28 protein-coding genes are annotated in these 17,034 nt (G+C 29.3%); 22 read left to right on the top strand and 6 right to left on the bottom strand.

Annotated features, from left to right (window positions below):
- Positions 1-44: 44 nt before the first annotated feature.
- Genes CXF68_RS20600 through CXF68_RS20605 form a run of 3 tightly spaced genes read left to right on the top strand, consistent with a single transcriptional unit; the run spans position 45 to position 1,084 of the window.
- Positions 45-221 (top strand): hypothetical protein, encoded by a 177-nt coding sequence (locus tag CXF68_RS20600; RefSeq protein ID WP_157821919.1) that lies wholly within the window; start codon positions 45-47, stop codon positions 219-221.
- Positions 208-939 (top strand): hypothetical protein, encoded by a 732-nt coding sequence (locus CXF68_RS12245; protein WP_101045089.1) that lies wholly within the window; start codon positions 208-210, stop codon positions 937-939. Before CXF68_RS20600 ends, CXF68_RS12245 begins: the two co-directional genes overlap by 14 nt.
- Positions 929-1,084 (top strand): hypothetical protein, encoded by a 156-nt coding sequence (locus tag CXF68_RS20605; RefSeq protein ID WP_157821920.1) that lies wholly within the window; start codon positions 929-931, stop codon positions 1,082-1,084. Before CXF68_RS12245 ends, CXF68_RS20605 begins: the two co-directional genes overlap by 11 nt.
- Before the next feature lie 7 nt (positions 1,085-1,091).
- On the opposite strand, the gene CXF68_RS12250 is transcribed toward CXF68_RS20605, so the two are convergent.
- Positions 1,092-1,505, bottom strand: a complete 414-nt coding sequence (locus CXF68_RS12250; protein WP_101045091.1) for a hypothetical protein — start codon at positions 1,503-1,505, stop codon at positions 1,092-1,094.
- A gap of 172 nt (positions 1,506-1,677) precedes the next feature.
- Here CXF68_RS12250 and CXF68_RS12255 point away from each other — a divergent pair, with 172 nt between their 5' ends.
- The 6 genes from CXF68_RS12255 (at position 1,678) to CXF68_RS12280 (ending at position 5,758) form a co-directional block, all read left to right on the top strand.
- A complete protein-coding gene (locus tag CXF68_RS12255; RefSeq protein WP_101045093.1) occupies positions 1,678-1,872 on the top strand; it encodes a helix-turn-helix domain-containing protein in 195 nt (64 codons plus the stop codon).
- A 269-nt stretch (positions 1,873-2,141) separates the two neighbouring features.
- On the top strand, positions 2,142-2,447 hold the full coding sequence (locus CXF68_RS12260) for a hypothetical protein (protein WP_101045095.1): 306 nt from the start codon (positions 2,142-2,144) through the stop codon (positions 2,445-2,447).
- 105 nt (positions 2,448-2,552) lie between these two features.
- A complete protein-coding gene (locus tag CXF68_RS12265) occupies positions 2,553-4,439 on the top strand; it encodes a hypothetical protein (protein ID WP_101045097.1) in 1,887 nt (628 codons plus the stop codon).
- 12 nt (positions 4,440-4,451) lie between these two features.
- Entirely contained in the window at positions 4,452-4,763 is a 312-nt protein-coding gene (locus CXF68_RS12270; protein ID WP_101045099.1) for a hypothetical protein, read from the top strand.
- A 2-nt stretch (positions 4,764-4,765) separates the two neighbouring features.
- On the top strand, positions 4,766-5,104 hold the full coding sequence (locus tag CXF68_RS12275; RefSeq protein ID WP_101045101.1) for a hypothetical protein: 339 nt from the start codon (positions 4,766-4,768) through the stop codon (positions 5,102-5,104).
- A gap of 57 nt (positions 5,105-5,161) precedes the next feature.
- Positions 5,162-5,758 carry a hypothetical protein gene (locus tag CXF68_RS12280; protein ID WP_101045102.1) on the top strand — a complete coding sequence of 199 codons (597 nt, stop codon included), beginning with the start codon at positions 5,162-5,164 and terminating at the stop codon, positions 5,756-5,758.
- 161 nt (positions 5,759-5,919) lie between these two features.
- Here the strand turns inward: CXF68_RS12280 and CXF68_RS20610 are convergent, their stop codons facing one another.
- Entirely contained in the window at positions 5,920-6,093 is a 174-nt protein-coding gene (locus CXF68_RS20610; protein ID WP_157821921.1) for a hypothetical protein, read from the bottom strand.
- 276 nt (positions 6,094-6,369) lie between these two features.
- On the opposite strand from CXF68_RS20610, the gene CXF68_RS12285 reads away from it, so the two are divergent.
- Positions 6,370-6,657 carry a hypothetical protein gene (locus CXF68_RS12285; RefSeq protein WP_101045103.1) on the top strand — a complete coding sequence of 96 codons (288 nt, stop codon included), beginning with the start codon at positions 6,370-6,372 and terminating at the stop codon, positions 6,655-6,657.
- A gap of 515 nt (positions 6,658-7,172) precedes the next feature.
- Entirely contained in the window at positions 7,173-7,565 is a 393-nt protein-coding gene (locus tag CXF68_RS12290; protein WP_198553811.1) for a hypothetical protein, read from the top strand.
- Positions 7,566-7,946: 381 nt separating this feature from the next.
- Here CXF68_RS12290 and CXF68_RS20615 read toward each other — a convergent pair whose 3' ends face one another.
- Positions 7,947-8,114 carry a hypothetical protein gene (locus tag CXF68_RS20615; protein ID WP_157821922.1) on the bottom strand — a complete coding sequence of 56 codons (168 nt, stop codon included), beginning with the start codon at positions 8,112-8,114 and terminating at the stop codon, positions 7,947-7,949.
- Positions 8,115-8,241: 127 nt separating this feature from the next.
- On the opposite strand from CXF68_RS20615, the gene CXF68_RS12295 reads away from it, so the two are divergent.
- The gene (locus CXF68_RS12295) at positions 8,242-8,463 is read left to right on the top strand and encodes a hypothetical protein (protein WP_101045104.1); all 222 of its coding nucleotides are present in this window, start codon (positions 8,242-8,244) and stop codon (positions 8,461-8,463) included.
- Positions 8,464-8,871: 408 nt separating this feature from the next.
- Here CXF68_RS12295 and CXF68_RS12300 read toward each other — a convergent pair whose 3' ends face one another.
- From CXF68_RS12300 to CXF68_RS20620, 3 genes are all read right to left on the bottom strand, one after another.
- Positions 8,872-9,069 carry a hypothetical protein gene (locus tag CXF68_RS12300; protein ID WP_101045105.1) on the bottom strand — a complete coding sequence of 66 codons (198 nt, stop codon included), beginning with the start codon at positions 9,067-9,069 and terminating at the stop codon, positions 8,872-8,874.
- A 558-nt stretch (positions 9,070-9,627) separates the two neighbouring features.
- Positions 9,628-9,801 carry a hypothetical protein gene (locus CXF68_RS20850; RefSeq protein WP_198553812.1) on the bottom strand — a complete coding sequence of 58 codons (174 nt, stop codon included), beginning with the start codon at positions 9,799-9,801 and terminating at the stop codon, positions 9,628-9,630.
- A gap of 373 nt (positions 9,802-10,174) precedes the next feature.
- Positions 10,175-10,354, bottom strand: a complete 180-nt coding sequence (locus CXF68_RS20620) for a hypothetical protein (RefSeq protein ID WP_157821923.1) — start codon at positions 10,352-10,354, stop codon at positions 10,175-10,177.
- A gap of 429 nt (positions 10,355-10,783) precedes the next feature.
- On the opposite strand from CXF68_RS20620, the gene CXF68_RS12305 reads away from it, so the two are divergent.
- The 10 genes from CXF68_RS12305 (at position 10,784) to CXF68_RS12350 (ending at position 17,033) form a co-directional block, all read left to right on the top strand.
- On the top strand, positions 10,784-11,155 hold the full coding sequence (locus CXF68_RS12305) for a hypothetical protein (protein WP_101045108.1): 372 nt from the start codon (positions 10,784-10,786) through the stop codon (positions 11,153-11,155).
- Positions 11,156-11,452: 297 nt separating this feature from the next.
- Entirely contained in the window at positions 11,453-11,662 is a 210-nt protein-coding gene (locus CXF68_RS12310) for a hypothetical protein (protein WP_101045110.1), read from the top strand.
- A 142-nt stretch (positions 11,663-11,804) separates the two neighbouring features.
- Positions 11,805-13,367 (top strand): transglutaminase-like domain-containing protein, encoded by a 1,563-nt coding sequence (locus CXF68_RS12315; RefSeq protein ID WP_101045112.1) that lies wholly within the window; start codon positions 11,805-11,807, stop codon positions 13,365-13,367.
- 8 nt (positions 13,368-13,375) lie between these two features.
- Positions 13,376-13,837, top strand: coding sequence for a hypothetical protein (locus tag CXF68_RS12320; protein ID WP_101045113.1), 462 nt, complete (start codon positions 13,376-13,378; stop codon positions 13,835-13,837).
- Positions 13,838-13,841: 4 nt separating this feature from the next.
- Complete coding sequence (locus tag CXF68_RS12325; protein ID WP_157821924.1) at positions 13,842-14,438, top strand: hypothetical protein; 597 nt, start codon at positions 13,842-13,844, stop codon at positions 14,436-14,438.
- A 71-nt stretch (positions 14,439-14,509) separates the two neighbouring features.
- On the top strand, positions 14,510-14,857 hold the full coding sequence (locus tag CXF68_RS12330) for a hypothetical protein (protein WP_028889386.1): 348 nt from the start codon (positions 14,510-14,512) through the stop codon (positions 14,855-14,857).
- A gap of 5 nt (positions 14,858-14,862) precedes the next feature.
- Positions 14,863-15,138, top strand: a complete 276-nt coding sequence (locus tag CXF68_RS12335) for a hypothetical protein (protein ID WP_101045117.1) — start codon at positions 14,863-14,865, stop codon at positions 15,136-15,138.
- A gap of 20 nt (positions 15,139-15,158) precedes the next feature.
- Entirely contained in the window at positions 15,159-16,043 is an 885-nt protein-coding gene (locus CXF68_RS12340; RefSeq protein ID WP_101045119.1) for a hypothetical protein, read from the top strand.
- The gene (locus tag CXF68_RS12345) at positions 16,043-16,231 is read left to right on the top strand and encodes a hypothetical protein (protein ID WP_101045121.1); all 189 of its coding nucleotides are present in this window, start codon (positions 16,043-16,045) and stop codon (positions 16,229-16,231) included. Before CXF68_RS12340 ends, CXF68_RS12345 begins: the two co-directional genes overlap by 1 nt.
- Before the next feature lie 10 nt (positions 16,232-16,241).
- A complete protein-coding gene (locus CXF68_RS12350; RefSeq protein WP_101045123.1) occupies positions 16,242-17,033 on the top strand; it encodes a hypothetical protein in 792 nt (263 codons plus the stop codon).
- Position 17,034 lies beyond the last annotated feature (1 nt).

Genomic DNA, 17,034 nt, shown 5'->3' on the forward strand with positions numbered 1-17,034 from the left:
CCATTATTTTTACTTTTTTAAAAATTAATTTAAATAAAGTAAAAATGAAAAAAGCAGTCTTATTATTAGCAATGTTTAGTGTAATTATATTATCAAGTTGTACAGATAGTTCATTAGAAAATTTACCAAATGAAACACAAGGAAAAGAACTCCAATCAACAAACCCAGGAGATGACGGAGTCATCGTTACAGAAGATCCAGAAGACGATGGTGAAGGGTAGGAGCAAAATAACTAGCATAATTGCTGTTGTTTTACTTTTAATTGGAATAACAGCATCTTTTTCTCATAGTTTTTTTACACCATTTAAAGAAAACCCAGCAAGTTTAGAATTAAATAAAGAAAGATCTCAATTAAAAAAGGAGTGGAATAAAAAAGAAACTTCTCATGATAGTGTTTTTAAAAATAATTTGATTTCAAAAAATGATTACTTTTTAATTAAAAATAGAAACGAAAAAGAACGGAAAGCTGATTTCATTGCTATTTCAAAAAGGAGAAAAAAAATTGGAATTGAATTTAGTTTTAACGGTAGAAATAGTTTACATTATTGGTTGAAATCATTTGGGTTTTCATTAACATTCTTTATTGTTTCTTGTTTTTTAGCATTTAAAGATGCTATTTTATATAGAAAAGGATTGCTAAAATGGTACGAACCTAAAGCGGCAATATCTTTTATTGCAATTTCATTGTTTTGGTTATACCACTCTATTTTTATGACTGCTAGAGATTACTTTAATATTACATATTTGTTAGTTCTATTAGGAGTAATGTTTCCGTTATCTTACTTTATTTATCATTTTATCATTAGAGTTTTTTCTATAGAAGGTAAGCTTTTGGAAAATATAAGAAATTTAGTTTCTCATGTTTTGAATTATACTAAAGAAGAAAAAGAGGATGAGAAATGGGAATTATTAGAAAAAGTTGCTGATAATGGAAAATAAAAAAGAAATACTTCAAAAGCTAAAAGAATCTGGTCAAATAAAAGAAAAAGACTATAAAAAACAGATTCAAATTATTGAAAAACAAAATCAAAAGATTAAAATATATAAAAGCGTATCAATTTATAATTTGAATTTATTAAAATAATCGTTTTTTAAGACTTTAGATATTCTTCAAGTTTCTCTTTTGAAGAGGTTATCTCAGCTATGCGTTTAGAAACTTTAATTTCTATTAAATTAGAAAAACTCTTTTTACTCATAAATAACTCTTCATTTTCTAAAACGATATCTATTATTTCGTTAACAGAAAAAGAGACCTTTTCATTTTCATTTTTATAAATTAATTCTTTTTCTTTCGGTTGTGAATCAAAATTAAAACTAAGTAAATCATCAATCGAATACTTATCAAACTTAGAGTTTATTTTCTTAGCCAACAATCTTGTTATTTTTTTAGTATCACCCCTAAGAATCTTGTATATAGAACTTTTACCAACCCCAATTATTTTACTGAATTCGTCAGGTGTTAATCTTAAATCTATAAGTAATTTCTCAAATTTTTCCTGTACCATTATCTCATAGTGTAAAAAAAGTGTCCAAAAATATTGCTATTGTCCAAAAAGTGTCTTAATATTGTACTCAACAAAACAAATATACATAAATAAGTGATATATGTTGGGTTGCAAGATTGTTCAGTAAAACTAAAAATGAGTTTTATATCTCATTTTCAAAACGATTAGAAATATGACAACAGCGATAGATTGGGTAACAGCCAAAAAAATAGCGGAAGATACAGGAGTTTCAAGAAGTTTTGTTTTGAAGTTATTAGAAACTGGAGATATTAAGTTTTCAAAAAACGGAAATAGAAAAAATTCAGGGTTAATGATTTCAATTAGTTCATTCAATAAATATTGGGAAAATAATGGAATTATCAAATAAAAAATAAAGCAATTTAATTTGCTTTTAACAAACCGATAAAAGGGCATTAATCGGTTAAAAATACCAAAGGGATAAGTAAGAAAGCTTATCTAACAGTAACTCACAACATCGTTACTAAGTAACATTCTTAAAAGTTAGCCCTTTTCTAAAGTTGTGAGTTACTTTCTTTAAAAGATCATTAACATATTGGCAGATTAAGAGAGTTTTATATAGTTCGTAGTTTAGTTTTTAATAGTAAGTTCTTAGTCTGCCATTTTAATATTTAAACAATGAAAAAAGGGCAAATTACCAAGCAAAATTGCGCAATTAAACCGCAAAATATTATTCAAGTTTTCTTTTCAGAAAAGCTACAAGTTTTTTATGTAAAAGGAAAAGCCAACCACTTACCAAACAGTAATTTTAAATCATTAATCACTTGTGAAAACAGTGTTTTTAATGAGTTTTTAAAATTCTTAGAAAAATTTAAATCTTCAGAATGCTTAGCATCCTATAAACTCTTAGAACTAAAAGATAAATTAAATGAGTTTTTAATTAATAGAGCAGGTAATTGTAAAGTAATAAATAAAGTAGCATAAAATAAAGAAAGTGGCTAGAAATTTCGACCCTCTACCACTTTCTACCAAAGGAATAAGTATGATAAAACCAATCTTAAAAAAGAAAGATATAACACGTTATTTCCTATGAACAAAAATACAAAAAATAACGCAAACAAAACGCAAAAACGCAAACTAATACTTAATAGTATTGGCGTTTATAATGAGGCTGTTAAAGACAATTTAAGAAAACGCAAGTTAAACGCAGTTACCGAGCATACCATTAAACATTTTATTGATAATGCGTATAGAAAAAAAGTAACAGATGTACAGTATAATAAATCGGTAGAAGCGTTTAATGCTACACATGGTTTATTGCTGCTTAAAAGAGGTAAAGAGCAAGAGTACGAGCAAAAACAGTATTCATATATAAATTTTCCGTACTTAAACCAAGCAGCTGTAAATAATGCAATGAATAACTTTAGAAAGCATAAAGAAATTTATAATGAAAAGGTTACTCAAGAAAACAAAAAAATAGCAGCTTATAACTTATCAATTGTAAAAACTACGAATAAAGAGTTTCTAAGCGCAATTACTAAGTTTAAAAAAGAAAACAACAGGCTTTTTATTAGTGACTATAATAAAAAAGTAGCAGAATTTAATAGCCCTTTAGCTTATAAAATTTTACCTAAAAAAAGAGAACAGACTTTAAAACCTTTTTCGCAAATGATGTTTAGAACCTTAGCAGGTTTTTATGTATCGCAATTAAAAACTAGAAATTCATTTCTTCTTCAAATGAATAAACCTACTTCTGTTTTAAAAAATAAGCTTCCTAAATTAGAGATAGATCACAAGAAGTTAGCAGAACATAAAAGAGAAGGGTGGGCAATGTTAGGAATTTGTAAAAAAACAGCGCAAAACCACATTAAAAGGTTTAGAGAGGCAGGTTTATTGGTGAATTATAAGTTTATTAATTCAGAAAAACCTATTTCAGTGAATTTTAAACCTGAAATTTTAACCGTTTTAGAAGGAAATCCTCCAAAATCACAAAATGCTGATTTTCAATTTTTTAAATCTTTTAATCGGAAAGAATTACATGATAGTACTGATACTACTAGAACTAAATTAAAAGAAAAAGAAATAAAAGACTGTGCAAATAGCACAGCTCTTTATAAATGCGGTTCGATGCTGGCAAACGAACACGAAAGCAACACTAACGAATGTCCTGCGGACGGCTACGAGAACACCAAAGGGATAAGTAACAAAAAAGAAATTTCTTTCGGCGGCGAAAAAAAAATAAAACGGCCCGATTTTCTTAAAATATCAGAACCAAAGAGTAAAACCAATTTACTAACCGAAAATTTTACTGCCAATTTTATAGATGAAACCAAATTGGCTGAAAAACTAGCTAGTGGTGAATTTAATAATTACAAAGGTTTAAGATATGATTACTTACAAAAGGTTGAACAATACGCCCTTATTAGTAATGAAGAGTTTAAGCAGATAGTAATTCAGGATTTTATTAAAAGTTCTGCTAAAATTTGGAAAAATCACAATGTTTATGTGGGGGAGTGGCGCAAGACTATTAATACTTTAAAAACACAAGTGTTTGCTAACATCGTTCACAAATTAACAATTATTGAAAAACTAAAAGAGTATCGTTGGAAGCTTGATTTTGCACGTAAATGGTTTCTTAAAAATAAGGAGGTAAAGGCATTGTTTCCGTTCGCATATTTTGATAAAACACGTAAAAATTCAAATGAATTAGGTTTTTACGGACTGCATTCAGTATGGAAAAGTCATTTAAAGTACCAGGAGAAAAAGGAAGCAGAAAGGAAAAAACAAATAGAGGATTCTAACATTAGAAAACGCAGATTATCATCACAAAAGAAGCTGACAAACGCAATAAAAAAATACGAATTAGGAAAGTTTAGTTACAAGCAATTATTCAATTACGTAAAAGATAATTTACCTCATGAGTATCTTATTTCACTACCTAATTTAATTAATAATCAAAATACAAATTTAGCATAAAAACCAAATAGCATGAGCCAAGAAAACGAATTGAAGAAATGTACTTGTGGTGCAAATAATAAAATTACTTGTCCGAATTGTAGCGAATTAAAAATGGTGATTCTTTTAAAACATGGAAATAATGATTTAAAAATTGCGGGAAATGGTGGCAGAAAATTTAACCCAGTTTGGTATAATCATTTAAGTAAAAACAGAAAAAAAGCAAACCTGTTGGTAAACGCTATGTTTCGAAGATTTGAGCAATCTAAATATGCAAATGCTACGAATAAAGTAAATTTTTACAGCAACATAACTGGTGATTTAGTAACAAGTATAAAAGTTTAATTATGAAAAAGAAATTGAATTTAAAAATAAACGAATTAATCTCTCTTCACAAAATCACAAACAAGCTTTATGATTTAAACTTCTCATTGCTTGAGAAAGAAGAAAAAATAGCAGTTTCAATAGGTTTGATATTGGCTGACAAGTTTGATAAAAAATATAAAACCATTCAAAAGAAACTAGATTTATTCGAAGCAAAAAAATCAATCAAATTTACTTTAGATTTTTACGAAGCATGGGCATTAAAAAAATTATGTATTGAATTATACGGTATTGGAGATACTGATTTTGAAAAACTAGGTATTCAAAATGTAATAAATAAACTAGATCGTGATGGATGCTAATTTGAAACATATTTCAGAAAACAATATTCAAAAACTAAAAAACAAAATAGGGTTAAAATGAGTTATAAATTAGAAGATAAAATGACAAGTTTACGAGCAGTTTCTATTGCTGTTTTACTTTACATTTTTGGCTATGCTTTAAAAATTTCTGTACTACTTGTCGAAGTTTTAAACCCAATAATACCAAATATAATTGTAAAGTTTATAGCAGCAGGGTTTACAGGAGTAGCTTTATCAACTGGCTTATTAATAGTATCGGTTAACGATAAAAATAAATACACTCCTTATGTAATTGCACTAATGGATGCAGTAATGTTATTACTTGTGTTTAATATTCTTAATTCAAAATCAATTAATGAAACTCTTACTTCAAGTTTTATTAGCTTTTTCATGGCTTTTATAGGGTATCAATTAATTTCAGTTTTTGTAACTAAATACAAGCAAACAATTAGCGAAAAGCAGCAAGCAATAAGCGAAATTAATATTGAGTGTAGCGAATCATTACAAGAGCTTAACGAATTAAAGCGAGAGTTAAGGGAAGTAAAACAAACTACTTGCGGATTTTGCGAAAAAGAGTACTCCAGTAAAAATGCTTTAAACGCTCATGTTGGTAGATGTAAAGAGAACCCTAAAAACAAAAAAGTAGCAGCATGATAAAAGATATATTAAATGAATGTTTATTGTTTAGAACAAATGACAAAGTGATAAGAGTAATTGGAGCCATGATGTGGTTGAGCATCATACTAATAATAATAGCATTAAATCTGTAGTAAAAGGTGTCGAATTCGACACCTTTAGGAAAGTAAACTAAAAGACTAGAAACATTCTTGTTCACAAATGGTATTCGATGTAATAAGACATCGACAACCAGGAGAAGGAGGTGGACATGCCATATTATAACAAGCTGAGCGAGTAAATTTCCCTCCATTAATAGATTGTTGTTCAGTTTTATTTAATACTGAACCTAAGTTTGAAATGTTCTTTAACATAATTTGAGTTTTAAAGTTTCTCAAATCTAAATAGTATAAAATAAAATTGATGATAAAAAACCGTAAAAAAAGTAAGGTAAAACCTTACTTAACTAAAATTAACATAAATAGTGTAGTAAAAAAGAAAAGAAGCAGTCCCCCCGGATAACTTCTTTTCGATATAATTAACTCAAATTTAAACTATACAGTAAAGATCGTTTAAGAAGAAAGTTAAATCGTTTAATATTAGATAAATGGCCTTAAACTATCGCTTAAAAGCGAAAAACAGTAGAAATTATGATAGAATCTGTAAAAGTAGAAGGAGTAGTTTATGAAAGAATTCCTTACGAAGGAGATTTTGATGAATTTTTATTAGAAAATATTCATTCAAGTGATATCGAAGAGTATGCAGAGTATCATTTAGATATGATTAAAGAAGATAAAATGAAACCAACTTGTGTTACTGATTATTCTGAAGATGATCTTTTAGGAGCTTTAAAAGAAAGTGGATGGATTTTAATAAAACCTGAATCCTTGACTGAAGAGATAAGAATAAAAGAATTAATAGACTTAGACAATCTGTAGGTTTTAAAACAAAAAAATGGCTCCTGGGGAGAAGCCATAAAAACAAAAAGGGGAAATAAATTTTAATTGTCAAATAACCCTTCAAAAGAAAATTTAACTATAAAACGAAAATCAAACTCTAAACTATACTGTAAAGATAATTTAAGAAGATCGTTGAATTTTTAAAAGTTAGATTAATGGCATTTAAGTATCGATGAAAAGAAAAATAGTATAGATAAACAAACTGTAGTTAAGAAGGGGAAATAAAAAACCCACTTCTTTGAGAAGTGGGAAAATTGCTATGAAAAAGAAAACTTAAGACGTCTCTTAAGAAGTTTCAAAATTAAGTTAAATTATTTAGATAGTAAAACAAATAGAATAAATAAAACTGTAGTGTTTTTAATAAAAAGAAGGAACCATTATAGTTCCTTCCATTTAATATAAAGCTATAGATCCCCCCGAATTCTATAGTTTCTATTAACTAATTAGAAACAAGAAAAGAATAAAAGTCACAAGGGAATTAAAATAAGTGTAGTATGACGGATAACACATTACATCTGAATTTAAAACGAAAATGGTTTGATATGATATTGAAGGGAATTAAAACCGAAGAGTATCGAGACATTAAACCATTTTGGGATAAACGTTTTTGGCATTTATTCCCTCAGGAAATTAAAGGAGAAACATTTTACCCAATTGTTGACACTATTACTTTCTCAAATGGTTACTCAAAGACTCGCTCACAATTTGTAATTGAGTTAAAGAGCTTAAAAAAAAGAACTGGCATAGAAAATTGGGGAGCTAACAAAGATGTAAAATATTATGTATTTGAACTTGGTAAAATAATCAAGGCAGGAAGACAAGGTTTTCATTTTAGAATAACTGAAGAAATGCCTTTAAATGAAATAGTAAACACACTAAATATGTAGAAATTATAACAAAAAAACTCACTTTTTTGAGAGGTGGGAAATTGCTATGAAAAAGAACTTAAGACGTCTCTTAAGAGCTGCTAAATTAAATCGAATTAAACAGAATAGTGAATAATAAACCGTAGAAAAAGTACGGTAAAACCATAAAATACATATTAAAAATACTGTAGTAAAAGAGAAAAGAAGCAGTCCCCCCGTATAACTTCTTTTCGATATAATTAACTCAAATTTAAACTATACAGTAAAGATAGTTTAAGAAGGAAGTTAAATCGTTTAATATTAGATAAATGGCGTTAAACTATCGCTTAAAAGCGAAAAACAGTAGAAATTGTGGGAAGTAAAAGGAAGAAAAAAGCGATCCGAAGATCGCTAGGTAATACATTAATCACAAGCAGTAATATCCATTGTTCCACCGTTATCACATTTAATGTAGGTAGTAGTACATCCGTCAGCAGTAATAGTCGACTCGGTACATGCGTCTCCACCATTAATAGATTGTTGTTGTTGTTTGTTTAGGACAGAACCTAAGTTTGAAATATTCTTTAACATAATTGTAGTTTTAAATTTCTCAAAAATAAAAATAAAAAAAAAAGGTTAGTCAGAAAAAACCGTAAAAAAAGTAAGGCTGAACCTTACTTAACTAAAATTAACAAATAATATAAATAGTGTAGATAAAATGAATTTAGAAAAAGTAACAAAAATTGACCAGATCAAAAAAGATGATACTATAATAATTACTGGTGCTGGTTTAGTTAATCATCCTGCAAAAGCATATATAGTAAAAGTGAGTAAAGATGGTACGGAAATCATTTTTGATAAAGGGAAAAACTTATTTATAAACTTAACAATGTTTTTAAAAGGGAAAAGCTGGTGTAAAGAATTAGCAATACTAAAATAAGAGTAGATATAATGGCAAATGAAGTTTTTAAATTTGGGAAAGTAACCGGTGCAATTTTATAATTACAGATTACGCACCGGAACAAAGAAAAAGTTTTTCAATTTGTGGTCATTGGTCAGGTTTTGTAAATCAGTTTAAAAATGGTGAAACTATTTCCGAAATAAAAGAGAGTGCAAAAAATTGGCTCCGGAACAAATTGAAAGAAAATTTTGATAATCAGTATTCAAGTGAAAAACAGTTTCGGTGGCTCTTGAATGAATTAGAAAACGAAAATCAATTAACATTTAATCTGTAGATAATCGGAGCCTAGTAACGGAACAAAAAAGTTACTGGGAATCAAAAAAAAGTGTAAAAATAATGAAAGATAAATAGGTGAAAAAAGCGATCCGAAGATCGCAAATTCAATTTTTAACAAAAAGCATGGATATTAGATGCGTAAATGCAAATACCAGAACAACAAATAGAAGGAATCGTATTAGTTTGTTTACAATCAGTACTAGTATTACAAGATTCACCAAATCCTTCATTAAACCTTCCGCTTCCTTTAATTTGTTTTTGATCAGATTTAGTTAATTCTAATCCTAAGTTTGAAATGTTTTTTAACATAATATAAGTTTTAAGTTTTACAAATTTAAAAGGTTAAAAATAAAGTTAGTAAGAAAAAAACGTAAAATAAGTAAGGCTAAACCTCACTTAACTAAAAATTAACAAATAACTTAAAGATTAAGGTATAGGTGAAAAACCATAAAATAAGTAAGTTAAAAACCATAAAAAAAATTAATAAAACAGTAATAAAAAGAATACAATGGAAAAAACAGAACAAACAATTACAAAATCAACAGTAGATTTTAAAACAAGAGAAAGGAGCCATTACAGCTCCTTTCAATTAATCAATCTTTAAATCTCCCCGACTTAATTTAATAGATCAAATATATATAAGGTTTTTTAATTTTTTAAATTGAATTGATAAGTAAAATTTATTTAGATATAAAAAAAAACTGTAGAGATTATGAAAAAATTAGGTTTCAAAACAAAGGACTATATAATATTAACAGCTTTACTAGTGTTTGCAATTTTTGCATTCTGGAAAGCATTTAATCTGTAGAATAAGGAGTATAAAAAAAGCGAACCGAAGCTCGCTTTATAAATTTGTTCGTTAAATAATTATAATAAAATACAACCATACCAACCACATTGACAAGGCTCTCTTAATACATATCCATTTGGTAATGTTCTACAACAAGTTGAATTACCACATTGTGACCAATTACCACCATTAATAGATTTTTGTTCAGTTTTGTTTAGGGTAGTACCCAAGTTTGAGATGTTTTTTAACATAATAAAATGTTTTAAGTTTCTCAAATATAAATAGATAAAAATATAATAGACAATAAAAAACCGTAATAAAAGTAAGGTAAAACCCTACTTAACTAAAATTAACAAATAACATAAATAGTGTAATTAAAGTGAAAAGATTAAATCAATAAAAAAGAGTTCATTTCTGAACTCTTGATTAATAAAGCTTTTTATCCCCATAAGAAAGCTATATACATTTTGGTTTTTTCAAAATTAAATTATTAAAGATAAAGTTATAGATTAAAAACCGTAAAATAAGTAAGGTAAAAGCGTAAAATAAATATTAATCAAACAGTAGTAAAAATGAAAAGAGCCCTAATTTATCAAAAAAGGGCTCTAATATAATGAGAGATTATTAAAAAGGTGTGATGTCAGAATAAACACATCTATTACCAATGCATTCAACAGAAAGATGAATAGGTGAAGCACATGGTGTTGGTCTAGAAGGGTCACAAGAGTATTGAAGACCTCCATTAATAGATTTTTGCTCTGATTTGTTCAATACTGAACCTAAGTTTGAAATGTTCTTTAGCATAATTTGAGTTTTTAATTTCTCAAAATTAAAAAGTAAAAATTAAGATTAGTATAAAAAAACCGTAAAAAAAGTAAGGTAAAACCTTACTTAACTAAAATTAACATAAATAGTGTAGGAATTATGAATGTAGAATCATTAATAAATATGATAAAAAAAACCAGTACTAGGGTATAAAAATCTAGTACTGGTAAATTAAATATATTATTAAGAAATGTATAAATGTTTCTTTTTAGTGACCTCTTTTCTATGGGGTGAGATTTACTTTATGTTTCATTTACAAATTCTATATATTTAATTATCTATATAAAAAACTATACTGTAAATATAATTTAAGAAGAGGTGTGAGTTTTAAATGTTAGATAAATAGCATTGAAGTATCGATTAAAAATCAAAAAGTAAGGATAAATAAATTGTAATTAAATAAGCAAAATGAATAAAATTAAATTTATAGAACAACCGTATCATTCTAAAAAATGCGGACAGGCTTGTCTTTCCATGGTAACAGGAAAATCTATAGATGAAGTTTGCACAATTTTAGGGAAAAAATGGTCAACTTGTATTGAATCAGATTTACAAACCTTACTAAATAAAGAAGGTTATAAAACCACGTTAATTCGTGCTAGTGGCATGAAATTAAAAGCGATCCCTAATAACAGCATTGTACTTTTAAGTTATCCTAATGAAACAAGACACTTTGTATTGAAGAGTGCTGATAAAATTTATGATCCATCGGTAGGAGTAATAGATCAAATGTTAGCTTATATAGAAGTATTGCATTATTTAACCTTTGAAAAGTCATAAAATAAAAAACCCACTTCATTGAGAGGTGGGAAAATTGCTATGAAAAAGAAATGTCGAAATGAGACTCCGACAGCATCAAATATAAAGATTAATGCAGACCTAAGCAATAAAAAAAGGTAATACTGTTGCAACAAAATTAACTTTTGTTGCAACAGTACGTAAATGCTTTAGGTAACAGATAAACGTAGTATTAATAAAGGTTTTAGTGAGTTAAAAATAAGTAAATCAACAAAACAGCAACAAGGTTACAACAAAAGAGCAACAGCAAATCAACTAACTGCAACAAATAATTAAACAATGGAGTCTCAAATAAACTACCCAAAATTAATGGGGACAAAAAAGGAATTAGCAAATCATTATTGGAAACTTTCTAGTCGATTTTTCCGTAATACTATTAATAGAATAATTTCAGAATCTAGGAATATACCATTAGGAGAAGCGAAACGATTAAAAACAATAACACCAAGAGAATTTAAATTGTTTGTAGCAGAAATTGATGGAATTTAGCAAAAGTATCCTAACGAATCCTAACGAATCGTTGCAAAAGCTAACAAATCCTAACGAAAGCTAACGAATCCTAACACCCACATTTTATAAGCACACATATTTGCATTGATATTGATTTTAGAGTCCGTATTAATAGCAATATATGAGTATAGCAACATTAAATTCAGCATTGTATCGTAACGTGAAAACACATACAAAGTATGACCGTTATTTCACTAAAACACCTTGTAAAGCTACTTTCTTAGGTAGCTATACAACAACAGGTGGAATGCAACAAATGGTAGAATGGGCTTTTAAGTATAAAAATTTCACCAAAGAAATTTCTAAAAAATTAAAAGGGCGGAATTTAAAAGAAACGGTTGCAAACATATATCAATTTACCTACGATCATATACAGTACCAAGCTGATGGGTACGATCAACAACTAAGAAGTCCTTCCTGTACATGGAATGTACGTTTAGAAGGCGTTGACTGTAAAAGTTACAGTCTTTTTGTAAGTACCATACTTACGAATTTAAATATACCACACTCATTTAGAAAAGTAAAACAACCTTCTTCACCTTCAAGATGGTCACACGTGTACGTGCAAATTCCTTCAGGGAATGAAACATTAATTATTGACCCAACACTACGGGTAAATACAGAAGTAAAATACATACAAAAAGAAGATATGGAAGTTAAATTAGATTATTACGGTTTGCATGGAGCAGAAGGAACCGAAAAATCCGAAGAATTTATAAATGATAAAGATCGTTTAGGTGGGTTTTCAAAAGTTTTGCAGCTTTTTAAGAAAAAAGGAATCTCGGAAAGCACTTTAACGCTTATAAATGAAAAAGTAAAACAAGCATATTCAGTAAATAATAGCTTTGATTTTGATTTTAAATTAACAAGAAAAGGGTTGATTATTCATAGGGAGTTAATTCAATTAGAATCATCAGGATTAAATTCACCAATCGGAGGAGGTTTATTTGAATCAATTGTAGGAGATATTGAATTTACAAAAGAAATTGGTAATGTTTTAACCTACGGACTAAACTCCTGGGGAGCTTCTCAAACTCCAGCATCATATCCTGGTTCAGATGGATTCAAAGCCTATTTAGCAGAAATTCAAAAATTACAAGGAGGTATTAGCGCTTCAAATATTGGGCAAAAATTAACACGATTAGATCAATATTTCAATTTTTTAATTTATCAGCATTATTACTGGATGAATAATATTGGGCGTGCATATTCATCACGTTTAGCCATGAACAATGCAATTGTTACGCTTCGTAAAATGCGAGGAGAGATCGTTGATAAAACATATAATTTATTTAAAAATAGAGGCGTAAATTTTATTGTAAAAACAACATCAACAAACGAAATGATGCTATGGAAAGCATCTCTTACTAAGTTTGGACGAGGCAATTATGAACACCGACAATTTAAAGCCACAAACTTATCTCCAACGGCAATTGACCTTACCCCAAAAGATGTACACACTGTGGATACAGTAAACGATACTACGCCAACCATTCCAACAACAACGACCACAACTACTTCGCTAGATAACACGCAATCAGGTTCAAATACTACAACAGGAACCCCAAAAAAGAATGTAAATCAAGCAGGAATTGGAGGCGGAACACTTGCTGTTTTAGCATTAGCACTTGGTGGAGGATTCCTTTTAATGAATAATAATAAAGAAAGTAACACAAATAAATAAAAAGAAAAATGAAGTTTAAATTTAATCAAAAAAACGCCATTGATTCAACCATTACAGGAGTTGCTGCCATTACAGGAGCTACTGCCTCAAAAGGAATCATGGGAATTGTTCCAGAAGGGGCAAAAAAACCAATTGTAAGAGCAGGAATTTCATTATTAACGCTTGCAATAGCAAGTGGAATTCAAGGAAATGACACTTTAGCAAAAGCCTCAAAAGGCGCTTTGTTGGGTATTTCAGTAGAGCAAGGCTTAACCTCAGTTTCAAAATTAGTCTCTCCAAGTGTAAAGGATACTCCAACAACCAAAGGAGAAAAATTTGTTGCTGCCATTGCGGGAATGAATGGAGGAGAAGAAGATATGTATCAACCTACATTAAGTCTTTCAGCGTATGACTGGAATTTAAATGATGTACTTGATGAAGTAGGAGATACCGCCAAAAGTAAATTATTAACAAGTGATTTTAAAGCATAAAAAAATGAATAGCACAGTTTACAACATAGACGCTCAAAAAGCTGCAATAAAAGCAATTTTAGTAGCAAATGAAAAGAAATTAAGCCCACAATTTATAGGTGATTTTTCGAATCAAAGAATCAAGATTTTAAATGGAACTCCAATTTTAAGAAAGGAAATTAAGCCTTCAATGGGGATTCAAAACTTAATTGATGAAGACACACGAAAAGTGGTTGGCGTATCCGATTTTTCTGAAAAAGTAATTTCAAATACGGAAGTTTTAATTATTGAGAAACTAAGAATAGGGTATTGTACATCTTTAGCTTCTAAAGCAGAAGCTTTAGGAGCTTATAAAAAGGCATTGCCTGTTGCTTTTAGAAATGCAACATTCAGAATTCGTCAAGACGGCGATGTTATTTATGAAACTGGTTTGTCAGATGTGTTTAACAGATATACAGGTACTTCTTTAGAAGATGATTATGTGCACTTAAAAAATCCAGTAACATTAGTTGGTGGATTAGAAATCAAATTTGAATTAGAATTTGGAAAAGGAGCTGAGGCACATAAAACAGAAATTGAGTATTTAGAGCTTGGTTTTGGAGGTATAAAACTATCTCGTTAAGCGTTAATTAATATTCAAATAATAAAAAAGCTCTTGCTTTTAAGTAAGAGCTTTTTTTTAAAATTTTTCAGATGAAAATCAAATCAAAAGTAGCAAACATTAAAATTGTTTCAGGTACTAATAAAGACTCTAAAACAATACACATAGAAAAAGGTACTGTTTTAAAATGTGCTTTGTTCGTAAATGGTTCTCTACCAAGTGAAATTGTCAATGTAAAAATTGAAGATGCAAGTACAGGCGATGAATTACACCCATTTATTACCTACCATGAATATCAACCAACCAATGGAAACCATTTTGACAGTAGAAAAGATATGCATTTTGATGGAAATAGAGATGTGAAAATCACAACGCAAGCAATGGGAGATTTAGCAGCCGATTTCAACTTTCAAATGATATTTTATTATAATAAAGCATAAATTAAATGGAAGAGGTAAAAGGTAAGCTTATTGAAGATATAATTACAAGTGATAAAGATTTTCAACTTGAAAACCTACAAAATATCTATTTCAAAAATTTTGGAGAAAAAAACGTAATGATAGGCCAATATCTTTTAAGGCCAGATCAAGAAACTTACATACATACAGGAAATATAACCTTAGAATCTAAGAATTTAGAAATTGTTTTTACAGATGGTATGGGAATAAAACAAGAGTTGTATGTACGCTATATAAAAGTACCAGAATGTACATGTGACTAATTAAATGACCACCGATCAAGATGCAAAACACATTAGAAGAAATAGTTGATTTTTTAAAAGCAGACCCCCGCAATTCTATAGATATTTTCAACTACGAAAATCAAGATGAAAAATACTATAAAAAACTTTCCTATGCTGATTTAACAGGAAAAGCGAGTTCTCTAAAAGATTTACTTTCTCAATTACATTACACACACAACCTTGCTGCTTTAGGGATACAGAAATTTAAGCCTAACGGAAGTTCAAAACGCAAAGTTGATTTGTGTATAAGAATTAATAGTACAGAAAACAAAATGCCAGAGAAGGTGGTTCATGAAACAGTGCGTGCAATAGAAAATCAGCCACCTATTGCACCGCCTGTTTCTAATTTAACCTATTATCAACAAAATCAAGGTATGAATGCCGCAATGGGAATGTCCATGCCAGAGGTAATTCAATTACATACTACTGCTGCAGCGCACGAGACATTAAAAGAAAGATTTAGTGATTTAAAAGCAAAACACAATAGGCAAGAGTTAAAGTTTGATGAATTGTCTTCTGAAAACAGAAAACTAAAGGCAGCGATAGAAATTGCAGATCAGGTAAAGGAATTAGCGTTAAAAGAAGAACGCTTAAATAAAAAACCACTCCTTGATCCCGCTATAATTAATAAAGCCCTTGAAATGGCGGGTAATTTTTTACCAGGACCAGAAGGAGCATCAGTCGGTATGGCGGCGCCAGATTTAACTGAAGGATTATCAGAGGATAAAAAAGCCTTTGTTCATTTAATAAAATCTAACAATATAAATGATGCGTTCGCAAAACAACTATCCTTTTTAACGGTAGCAATGCTGCGCGTCGCACCCTTTAAAACTGAATTAGAAGCGTTAATAAAAAAACATAACATACAAGAATTGGTAAAATAATGGGAAGTTTTAAAGTAGAAGTATCAGGGAAAGACATTGTGGATAAAATGAATAGACAATCCGCTTTAGCAACAATAAACAAGCATGGATCAACAGAAGCATTGATTCTTTTAGCGGAAATGGTAGAAAAGCCAGGCGCAAGTAACAAGTTTGTTAAAAACGGTAACATGTTAAAAAGCTTTATTTAAACCAAAAGCAATGAAAAATCAAGGAATGGGAAACCCTTTAGCGATCACAGCAGCAACTACAGTCGTAAATTCAAAAGAAGGACAAAAAGCAATTGGACAAGGAGTGAATGCGGTTAAAGTGATTTTACTTGGTTTAGGAGTTATTGCGGGATTACGCTTGGCAAACAGCCAATATAAAAAGCTACGAGCAAGCAACTTTGCAAGAAATAATGCAGGGAATCCGAATTTAACGGCAGCAGCTATTATTTACGAATCATTTACTAGAATTGGTTTTCCAGCATCAAGCTTATTAAGTATGCTGATTTCATCGATAAATATTTCAACAGATGAAGCAGCGTTAAATGATATTGCTACCAAAGTATCGAATATCAAAGCGGTATCACACGCCTATTATATACTGTTTGATCGTAATTTATTTACAGATGTCCGCAAAGGATTAGACACCGAAGAATTAAAACGATTTTGGGGTATTATTAGTTCGAGTTCAAAAAATGAAAATGTCACCACACTATACCCCATAGGAAGCATACTTTATTGCGCAGACAAAAACGGTATTACCGTAAACCAAGCCGCAAAAGAAAATGGAAAATGGAAAGGCACAGGTATTTTTTATGATAAACTAAAGTTTAGGGAGGAAGTAGGAAAGATAATCGCGCACGGAGTATACACATACAAAGATAAAAGTAAAGAAAATTACAACACCAAAGAAAATTACTACATCGTTGATGGATATTTTTGGCCTCGTCCATTTTATAGGACTGGTGTCGTTGTACAGCATCAAATTACAAACGAAAAAAAATAAA

The organism is Tenacibaculum sp. Bg11-29 (assembly GCF_002836595.1).
In the GTDB taxonomy this organism is placed as follows: Bacteria; Bacteroidota; Bacteroidia; order Flavobacteriales; family Flavobacteriaceae; genus Polaribacter.